The organism is Micromonospora sp. HK10 (genome assembly GCF_000982955.1).
Classification (GTDB): domain Bacteria; phylum Actinomycetota; class Actinomycetes; order Mycobacteriales; family Micromonosporaceae; genus Micromonospora.
Genome location: NZ_KQ058854.1, coordinates 1 through 6351 on the forward strand (window position 1 = coordinate 1; position 6351 = coordinate 6351).

A 6351-nucleotide genomic window follows, 5' to 3' on the forward strand; every position below is an offset into this window, starting at 1 on the left:
GCGACCAGGGCCCGGGGCGCGGGCCGGCCGGCGTGCCGCGCCACCAGGCCGGTGCCGAACGCCGCGGCGGCGTAGAGCCCGGCGAAGGCCAGCCAGCCCGGCGTACCGCCGCCGATGATCAACCAGGTCAGCAGCACCGGGCCGAGCATCCGGGCCACCGGCACCCCGCTGCCGAAGAAGCCCTGGTACAGGCCGTGCTGGTCGGCCGGGGCGAGGTCGAAGCTGAGCTGCCACGCGCCGGCGCCGTGGGCCATCTCGGCGTACACCTGGGCACCGGCGCCGAGCAGCAGGATCCCGGCGGCCAGCGCGGGCGTGCCGGCAACACCGGCCAGCGCGAAGAGCCCGCACGCGACGATCATCCAGGCCCCGGCGCGGCGCAGCGACCGGGCCGCGCCGGCCGGATCGACCACCCGGCGGGCCACCCGCACCTGGCCCAGCATCACCGCCGCCGTGTTGACCACCAGCAGCGCCGCCGCCAGCCAGGACGGCGCCACGGTGCGCTGCACCACCCACAGCGGCAGCACCAGGCTGAGCAGCGGCAGGTAGAGCATCATCACCGCGTTCAGGGAGGTGAGCAGCGCGTACCGCCGGTCCTGGAAGACCGCGCGGCGGGCGCCCGGTGCGTCCCGCCGGGCGACCGGCCGGCGCCGGGCCGGCAGCCGCCGCAGCAGCAGCGCCGCGACGCCGAAGGCCACCGCGTCCAGCAGCAGCACCGCCCGGTACGCCCCGGCGGCGTGCGCGGCCAGCGCCAGCCCACCGAGCGCGGCGCCCAGGCCCAGCCCGGCGTTGACCACCGCCTGCAACCGGGCCCGCACCTCGGTACGCCGCTCCGGTTCCACCAGCCGGGCCAGCAACGCCTGGCGGACCGCCGCGAGGCCGGTCTGGCAGCCGGCGTAGAGGCAGGCCACCAGCACGAACGCGACGGGTTGGCGGACGGCCAGGAAGGCCGCGACAGCCAGCCCGGTGCCGGCGGCCAGCAGCGCGGCGACCAGCCGGGCGTCCCGCCGGTCGGCGGCGTGCCCGGCCGGGATCCCGGCGAGCAGGCCGGCCGCCCAGCCGACAGAGAGTCCCAGCCCGACCTGCCCGGGCGACAGGCCCACCACCTGCGTGAAGTAGAGCGCCGAGGTGACCAGGAACGCGCCGTCCCCGATCGAGTTGGCCAACTGGGCCTGGGCGAGCGTACGCGCCGGTCCGGGCGCGGGCAGCAGGTGTGCCATCGCTCAGCCCTCGATCGGTCGGCGGGTACGCGCCCGCTTCAGCTCGAAGAACCCGTCGGTGCCGGCGACCTGCAGCACCCCGTCCCAGAGCCGGCCGGCGTCCTCGCCGCGCGGAATGGGTGCCACCACCGGCCCGAAGAACGCGTTGACCCGGCCGTCGGGGCCGGCCACGTGGATGGCCGGGGTGCCGAGGTCCTCGCCGACCGGGCTCAGCCCGGCGTGGTTGCCGGCCCGCAGGGCCTCGTCGTGGTCGGTGACGTCGGCCGCGTCGGCCAGTTCGGCGGGCAGGTCGATCTCGGCCAGCGCCGCCAGGTAGAGCTCGCGGCCGATCGGTGCCCGCTCGTGGTGGATCCGGGTGCCCAGCGCGGTGTAGAGGTCACGCAGCACCTCGGGCCCGCACTTCTGGGCCGCGGCCACGCACACCCGGACCGGGCCCAGGCCGGGCTTCAGCCACTCCTGGTACCACTCCTCCAGCCCGTCGCGGCCCTCGTTGAGCAGGGACAGGCTCAGCACATGGAACCGGGCCCGGACGTCGCGGACCCGCTCCACCTCCAGCAGCCAACGGGAGGCGTTCCAGGCCCACGGGCAGCGCGGGTCGAACCACATGTCGGCGATGGTCGTCATCGTTTCGGTCCCTCCGGGAAGCGTTCTCGACAACGACGCTACGGCCCGAAGCGGCCCAACAGGAGAGCCGATCCAGGCCTTGTTGGTTGGGTCAATTCCCGCTCCCCCACCTCCCCGGCCAGCACCCGCCGGGTTTGCCCGCCCATGCGGTGGGAAGACCCGCCCGGGCCGATCGGCCCGACTCGCCGGCCCGGCGGAGCGACGCCGGTCCGGTCGCGACGGATCGCGAGGAGGAGCGATGGCCCAGGCGGCCACCAGACCGAGCAGCGCCCGCAAGGCCACCGGGGCGCGCAAGGCCCCGATGCCGAACAAGGCGGCGGCGAAGAAGGTCGCGACCGCCACCCGGCGGGCGACCGGAGCGACGGCCGCCCGGACCCCGGGCGGGAAGCCGACGCCGACCAGCGCCCGGGTCGCCCGGAAGAAGGACACCGCGGCCACCACCGCCACGCCGGCCCGGCGGCCGACGGCGAAGGCCACCGCCGCCAAGAAGGCGGCCCCGGCGAAGAAGGCGGCCCCGGCGAAGACGGCCACCGCGGCCCGGAAGGCGCCGGCTACGACGGCCGCCGCGAAGAAGGCGCCCGCGAAGACGGCGGCGGCCCGGAAGACCGCCGCCACCCGGACCGCGGCGAAGAAGGCACCCGCGAAGACGGCGGCGGCCCGGAAGACGGCGGCCACCCGGACCGCGGCGAAGAAGGCACCGGCGACGAGGGCCACGGCGAAGAAGGCGCCGACCAGCCGGACCACGGCGAAGAAGGCACCGGCCCAGAAGGCACCGGCGAAGCAGGGCGTGGCCCGCAAGCCCACCGCGAAGAAGGCGGCGGCCACCGCCCGGTCCCGGACCGTCGCCGCGACCCGGACCCCGGCGAAGAAGGCCACCACCATGGAGACGTTCGGCAACCGGCGTACCGCCCGGACGGGCACCCGCTGACCCGCCGGCGAAAGTCCGGGCGGGCGCCCCACGCACCCGAGGCCCGCACGCGAGCGGGACCACTCGCCCCCGAGCTGCTGAGCCGGTCGGACGCGCTCGGTTGATCCACCCGGGTTGCGGCATGCCGTGGTGTCCATCGGCGGTGAAGGGCCACTTTGCCGCATGCCGGGGTCGGCGCGGCGTAGGCCGGGCGGGCAGCCGAGGTCCGTCGGCCAGAATGGGCGGGTGACGAGACGCGGTGCCCGCCGAAGCGCGGCCGACGAGCGGAAGCCCTGCCCCTGCGGCACCGGCCTGCCGTACGCGGACTGCTGCACACCCGCGCACCGCGGCGCGTCGGCGGCGGCGACCGCCGAGGCGCTGATGCGCTCCCGGTACAGCGCCTTCGCCGTGGGCGACGCCGGCTACCTGCTGCGCAGCTGGCACTCCCGTACCCGACCGGCCCGGCTGCGGCTGGACCCGGGCACCCGGTGGACCGGCCTGGAGATCCTGGACACCGACCGGGGCGGCCTGTTCGACACCGCCGGCACGGTCGTGTTCCGGGCCCACTACCGGGAGGCCGGGCGGCCGGGCAGCCTCATCGAGCACAGCCGCTTCGTGCGGGAGGACGGCCGCTGGGTCTACCTGGACGCCGGACCCGACTGAGCCGGTGCCGGCCTGCCCGGGGCCGAGCCGGCGGTCAGCCGGTGCGCATGGACGTTCGCCGGGGCAGGCCGAGCCGGCGGACCGCGGCGGCGACCAGCTCCTCCGGTGACGCCGCCACGTCCAGCACCACCCCGGGTTCGTCGGAACCCAGTTCCTCCAGGGTCGCCCGCTGCGAGTCGAGCAGGCTGGCCGGCATGTAGTGCCCGACCCGCCGGGTCATCCGGTCCCGGATCAGCTCCGCGGTGCCGGCCAGGTGCACGAACTCCACCGTGGGCGGCCCCTGGCGCAGCACGTCCCGGTAGGAGCGCTTCAACGCCGAGCAGGCCAGCACGGTGGACACTCCCTCGGCGTGCCGTCCGGCCATCCACGCCGCGAGGTCGCGCAGCCAGGGCCAGCGCGCCGCGTCGTCCAGCGGAATGCCGGCGCGCATCCGGGCCACGTTGACCGGCGGGTGGAACTCGTCCGCCTCGGCGAACACCAGCTCGGTCAGCTCGCTGATCCCCCGCGCCACCGTCGTCTTGCCCGCCCCGGACACGCCCATCACGACCACGTGCCGGGTGGGCGGCCGGTCACCAGTCATGGACCGTGCCGTCCTTGAGCCGGTTGAACGGCAGGTACGCCGGCTGGTAGGGGAAGCTGGCGGCGGCCTCCTCGTCGAGCTCCACGCCGAGACCCGGCTGCTCCCCCGGGTGCAGGTACCCGTCGGTGAAGGTGAACGACTGCCGGAACACCTCGTCGGTGAGCGCGCCGTGCCGCATGTACTCCTGGATGCCGAAGTTGTGGATGGCCAGGTCGAGGTGGAGCGCGGCGGCCATGCCGACCGGGGAGATGTCGGTCGGGCCGTGGATGCCGGACTTGATCTGGTACTGGGCCGCGTAGTCGAGCAGCTTCCGCATGGCGGTGATGCCGCCGGTGTGGGTGACGGCGGAGCGCACGTAGTCGATGAGCTGTTCCCGGATCAGCGTCTGGTAGTCCCAGACGGTGTTGAAGACCTCGCCGATGGCCAGCGGGGTGGTGGTGTGCTGGCGGACCAGCCGCAGCGCCTCCTGGTTCTCGGCCGGGGTGCAGTCCTCCAGCCAGAACAGGTCGTACGGCTCGAGCGCCTTGCCCAGCTTGGCGGCCTGGATGGGGGTCATCCGGTGGTGCCCGTCGTGCAGCAGGGGCAGCTCGGGGCCGAACTCGTTGCGGACGGCCTCGAAGACCCCCGGCAGGTGACGCAGGTACGAGCGGGTGTCCCAGTCCTCCTCGGCGGGCAGCGGGGTGCGCTGCGCGGGCTCGTAGTCGTAGCGCTTGCCGTCGACGCTGGGCTGGGCGGCCACGCCGTAGACGGCGTTGATGCCGGGCACCGAGGTCTGCACCCGGATGGCCCGGAAGCCCAGCTCGAGGTGGCGGCGGATGGAGTCGAACAGCTCGGGCAGGTCCCGCCCGGAGGCGTGCCCGTAGGCCAGGATGCCGGTCCGGGAGGCGCCGCCGAGGAGCTGGTAGAGCGGCATCCCGGCGGCCTTGGCCTTGATGTCCCAGAGCGCCACGTCCACGGCCGCGATGGCGGCCATGGTGACCGGTCCCCGCCGCCAGTACGCCGACCGGTAGAGGAACTGCCAGGCGTCCTCGATCTGGTGCGGGTCCCGGCCGATCAGCAGCGGGACGACGTGGTCGGCCAGGTACGACGCGACGGCCAGTTCGCGCCCGTTGAGGGTGCCGTCGCCCAGCCCGGTGAGCCCTTCGTCTGTCGTGATCTTGAGGGTGACGAAGTTCCGGTCCGGGCTGGAGACGGTGACGTCCGCGGCGACGATCTTCATGCCGATGCCTTTCTCAGGGGTGATGTCAGCGCAGCGTGCTGCCGGGCTGCACGTCGTTCAGGAGGGACAGTTCGTCACGCCGCGGCAGGGGCTCCCAGTCGCCGTGGCCGGCGACGGCGAAGGCCCCGAGCGTGACCGCGCGGCGCAGTCGCCCGGCCAGGTCGAGACCGTCGAGGTGGCCGGAGAGGTAGCCGGCGGTGAAGGCGTCCCCCGCGCCGACGGTGTCCACCGCCGTCACGGGCAGCGCCGCCGTCTGCCGCACGCCCTCCCGGGTGTACGCGCGGGCACCGTCGCCGCCGAGCTTCACCAGCACCGTGGACACGCCCCGGTCCAGCAGCCCGGCGACCACGGTCGGCTCGTCCGCGCCCGGCGCGCCGACCAGGTCCAGTTCGTCGGCGGAGGCGACCACGACCGAGGCGTGGCCGACGATGGCGGCGAGCGCCGCCCGGGCCGCCTCCCGGCTCCACAGTCTCGTCCGGTGATTGACGTCGAGGCAGACCAGCGTCCCGGCCCGGGCGGCGGTCTCGGCCGCCCACCGGGTGGCCTCCCGGGCGCTGTCGGACAGCGCCGCGGTGATCCCGGTCAGGTGCAGCACCCGCGCGCCGGCGGCCAGGGCGGGCCGCAGGTCCGCGACGGACAGCGCCGAGCCGGCCGAGCCGGCCCGCTGGTAGAGCACCCGGGTCAGGTCGGCGGTCCGCCGCTCCAGGAACATCAGCCCGGCCGGGCGGTCCGGGTCGCGGACCACGTGCCCGACCCGTACCCCCTCGGCGCGCAACTGGCGCAGCAGGAACTCGCCGAGTTCGTCGTCGCTGATCCGGCCGGCGTAGGCGGCGCGGTGGCCGAGCCGGGCGACGCCGATGGCCACGTTGGCCTCCGCCCCGGCCAGGTGCGGGGTGAGCGCCCCACCGGTGACGATGGGCCCGGTCGTGCGCAGCGACACCAGGGCCTCACCGAAGGTGAGCAGGTCGACGGCGGTCATGCGGCGGTAGCCGGGTAGCCGCCGCGGGCCCGCGCTGCGGCGCGGTGCGCGGAGCCCGGACGCACGGCGGCGTGGTGCGCGGCGGGCGGGCGCGGGGCGGGCGGGCGGGCGGCGGCGCTCATGCGACGGCCGCGAGGTAGGCCCGGGCCCGCTCGCGCAGGG

At 75.5% G+C, this 6351-nt stretch carries 7 protein-coding genes; 2 read left to right on the forward strand and 5 right to left on the reverse strand.

Going from position 1 to position 6351, the window contains the following annotated elements:
- Both LQ51_RS22020 and LQ51_RS22025 read right to left on the reverse strand, forming a co-directional pair.
- Window positions 1-1217: MFS transporter (locus LQ51_RS22020; protein ID WP_046568641.1), on the reverse strand; the 1217-nt coding region annotated here is incomplete at its 3' end.
- A gap of 3 nt (window positions 1218-1220) precedes the next feature.
- Window positions 1221-1841 carry a DsbA family protein gene (locus LQ51_RS22025; RefSeq protein ID WP_046568643.1) on the reverse strand — a complete coding sequence of 207 codons (621 nt, stop codon included), beginning with the start codon at window positions 1839-1841 and terminating at the stop codon, window positions 1221-1223.
- 238 nt (window positions 1842-2079) lie between these two features.
- Between LQ51_RS22025 and LQ51_RS32935 the strand changes: the two genes are divergently transcribed.
- Both LQ51_RS32935 and LQ51_RS22035 read left to right on the forward strand, forming a co-directional pair.
- Window positions 2080-2769, forward strand: coding sequence for a histone H1 (locus LQ51_RS32935; RefSeq protein ID WP_156313199.1), 690 nt, complete (start codon window positions 2080-2082; stop codon window positions 2767-2769).
- 225 nt (window positions 2770-2994) lie between these two features.
- Complete coding sequence (locus LQ51_RS22035; RefSeq protein ID WP_046568645.1) at window positions 2995-3411, forward strand: YchJ family protein; 417 nt, start codon at window positions 2995-2997, stop codon at window positions 3409-3411.
- Window positions 3412-3445: 34 nt separating this feature from the next.
- Here the strand turns inward: LQ51_RS22035 and LQ51_RS22040 are convergent, their stop codons facing one another.
- Genes LQ51_RS22040 through LQ51_RS22050 form a run of 3 tightly spaced genes read right to left on the reverse strand, consistent with a single transcriptional unit; the run spans window position 3446 to window position 6189 of the window.
- On the reverse strand, window positions 3446-3991 hold the full coding sequence (locus LQ51_RS22040) for a gluconokinase (RefSeq protein WP_046568648.1): 546 nt from the start codon (window positions 3989-3991) through the stop codon (window positions 3446-3448).
- On the reverse strand, window positions 3981-5210 hold the full coding sequence (gene manD / locus LQ51_RS22045) for a D-mannonate dehydratase ManD (RefSeq protein WP_046568649.1): 1230 nt from the start codon (window positions 5208-5210) through the stop codon (window positions 3981-3983). Before manD ends, LQ51_RS22040 begins: the two co-directional genes overlap by 11 nt.
- Before the next feature lie 25 nt (window positions 5211-5235).
- Window positions 5236-6189: a sugar kinase gene (locus LQ51_RS22050; RefSeq protein WP_046568650.1), complete on the reverse strand. Its 954-nt coding sequence runs from the start codon at window positions 6187-6189 to the stop codon at window positions 5236-5238.
- Between the last annotated feature and the right edge of the window lie 162 nt (window positions 6190-6351).